2 protein-coding genes are annotated in these 2,243 nt (G+C 63.4%); both read right to left on the reverse strand.

Annotation, left to right across the window (positions count from 1 at the left end):
- Window positions 1–428: response regulator (locus L9Z73_RS29420; protein WP_247408392.1), on the reverse strand; the 428-nt coding region annotated here is incomplete at its 3' end.
- Window positions 425–2,243: hybrid sensor histidine kinase/response regulator (locus L9Z73_RS29425; RefSeq protein WP_247408394.1), on the reverse strand; the 1,819-nt coding region annotated here is incomplete at its 5' end. The genes L9Z73_RS29420 and L9Z73_RS29425, both read right to left, overlap by 4 nt.

Genomic DNA, 2,243 nt, shown 5'->3' on the forward strand with positions numbered 1-2,243 from the left:
GGCGCGGTTTCGGCGCGCACACGGCTGCCGCGCTGGCCGATCAGCCAGCCAATATTGAGGATCTTGCGCAACAACGGCGCGGCGGCGTCCTTGGGATTACCGACGCCCAGGGCCGGCGTATCCACCACATCCAGAGCGCCGTGCCCCATGGCTTCGAACACTCGGCTGACATTGGCCTGGCGGTCGACGGTGACGATCACAATCGCGCACGGGGTCTGGGCCATGATCTGCCGAGTGGCTTCCACGCCGTCCATCACCGGCATAATCAGGTCCATCAGGATCAGGTCCGGGGTCAATTCGGCGCAGCGCTGCACCGCTTCCAGGCCATTACTGGCCACCCACACCACCTGGTGCGCGGGTTCAAAGCTCACGGCGCGGCGTAACGCCTCCACCGCCATGGGCATGTCATTGACGATCGCAATCCTCATGCCCGCGCGTCTCCGATCAGTTCCACCACGGCGTCAAGCAGGGCGTCATCGTGAAAACTGGCTTTGGCTAAATAGTAGTCGGCGCCGGCGTCGAGTCCACGGCGTCGGTCTTCTTCGCGATCCTTGTAGGACACCACCATCACCGGCAACGATTGCAGGCGAGTATCACGGCGCAAGAGTGTGACCAATTCGATCCCGTCCATACGAGGCATATCAATGTCAGTGATGAGCAGGTCGAAGTCTTCGGAGCGCAAGGCGTTCCAGCCGTCCATGCCATCGACGGCGACGGCCACTTCATAACCCCGATTAAGCAGCAATTTACGTTGCAACTCACGCACGGTGAGCGAGTCATCCACCACCAGCACCCGTTTACGCGGGACTTCGGCGGCCTGCTGGCTGCGCCGGGCGATACGTTCCAGGCGACCGGTGTTGAGCAGTTTGTCCACCGAACGCAGCATATCCTCGACGTCGACGATCAACACCACCGAGCCATCGTCCAGCAACGCGCCAGCGGAAATATCCTGGACCTTGCCCAACCGATCATCCAGCGGCAGCACCACCAGCGTGCGCTCGCCGATAAAACGCTCCACGGCAATGCCATACACCGCATCGCGTTCGCGGATCACCACCACCTTCAACGTCTCTTCATTACCTTGCCCCGGCGGACGCTGCAACAACTGGCTGGCGGCGACCAGGCCGACATGCCGGCCTTCGTGCCAGAAATGCTGGCGGCCTTCGAGCTGCACAATGTCCTCGGGCGCCAGGTCGCACATCCGCTCGATATGCGCCAGCGGGAAGGCATAGGCTTCTTCGCCGACTTCCACCACCAGGCTGCGCACCACCGACAGGGTCAACGGCACTTCCAAATGGAAGCGACTGCCCTGCCCCGCCTTTTGCTCCAGCACCACCGCGCCGCGCAGTTGGCGGACCATATGCTGCACCGCATCCAGGCCGACGCCGCGCCCGGACACTTCGGTGACCTTGTCGCGCAGGCTGAAGCCCGGCAGGAACAGGAACGTCAGCAACTCCTCCTCGCTGAGGTGCAAAGCGGTTTCCAGGGTCGACAGGTGCCGATCAACGATCGTGCCACGCAGGCGTTCGAGGTCGACGCCGTTACCGTCATCGCTCAGCTCCAGCACCAGCAAACCCGCCTGGTGCGAGGCTCTCAGGCGGATCAAGCCTTCGGCCGGCTTGCCCGCCAGCAGGCGCTGTTCGGGCGCTTCGATGCCATGGTCGACGGCATTGCGCAATAAGTGGGTGAGCGGCGCTTCGAGTTTCTCCAGCACGTCGCGGTCGACCTGGGTCTTTTCGCCCTCGATCTCCAGGCGCACCTGTTTGCCCAGGCTGCGGCCGAGGTCGCGCACCATGCGCGCCTGGCCGGCGAGCACATCGGCAAACGGGCGCATGCGGCAGGCCAGCGCGGTGTCGTAAAGCACCTGGGCGCGCTGACCTGCCTGCCAGGCGAACTCATCGAGCTCGACGGTTTTTTCCGCCAGCAGGGCCTGGGCTTCGCTCAGCAGGCGGCGGGCATCGGCCAAGGCCTCCTGGGCCTCCAGGCTCAAGCCGACGGTCTTGAGGTGGCCGTCGAGGTGGTCAAGCGCACGCACACCATTGCCCTGGATACGTTTGAGGCGTTGCAGGCTGGACAGGTAAGGCTTGAGCCGCTGGGTTTCCACCAGGGATTTGCTCGACAGGTCCAGCAGGAAACCGTTGGGGTCGGTCTTGGCGTAGTCCTTGATCAGGCTTGATACCACGAAGTCGTTGTACAGCACCGCGTTGTCATAGCTGTTGTAGATCGGCAACTGCGCATCGCTG

Origin of the sequence: Pseudomonas emilianonis, assembly GCF_023072625.1 — a bacterium.
In the GTDB taxonomy this organism is placed as follows: domain Bacteria; phylum Pseudomonadota; class Gammaproteobacteria; order Pseudomonadales; family Pseudomonadaceae; genus Aquipseudomonas; species Aquipseudomonas paraveronii.